Source organism: Mitsuaria sp. TWR114 (genome assembly GCF_007997345.1).
Genome location: NZ_VOSR01001107.1, coordinates 1 through 529, shown reverse-complemented (window position 1 = coordinate 529; position 529 = coordinate 1). Strand labels below are relative to the sequence as shown.

At 74.5% G+C, this 529-nt stretch carries 1 pseudogene; it reads right to left on the bottom strand.

The features are described 5' to 3' along the window. A pseudogene (locus FUT87_RS29730) lies at positions 1–529 on the bottom strand (insulinase family protein); the annotation flags it as partial.

The following is a 529-nucleotide window of genomic DNA, read 5'->3' as shown; positions in this document are numbered from 1 at the left end:
AAGCCCAGCACGTCCTCGCGGCGCAGGCGCTTCAGGCTGGCCGTCGTCTGCACCGGCTGCGCGCGGCCCCAGCACTGCCGCCGTGCCGCCCAGGGCGCCAGCAGCAGCGCATCGGCGCGCCGCAGCACCAGCGCGTCGAGCGCCCGGCTGCGGATGTGCTCGAGCGCCTCGAAGGCCAGCAAGGGCCGCTGGGTCAGGTCGGCCATCAGGTTGACCGCGTCGTCGCATTGGTCCGGCAGCGCTTCCAGTGCCAGCTCGCAGGTGGACGGCGTCAGCGCCAGCCGCAGTGGCAGGCCGAGCAGGTCGCCCGCGTAGGCGATGTCGGCCGATTCCATCTCGTCGCCGTCGCGCTTCGCGCCCTGCGCGAGCATCGACAGCGCCACCTCCGCCAGGCCTTCCTTGCCGGCCGGATCGCGCAGCCAGCCGCCCTCGCCGATCAGGCGGATCGCGGTGCGCGGCGCTCCCGGCATCGGCAGCACGATGACGCGCAGCCCGTTCGGCAGCCTGGCCTGCTCGATCGCCAGCGGCG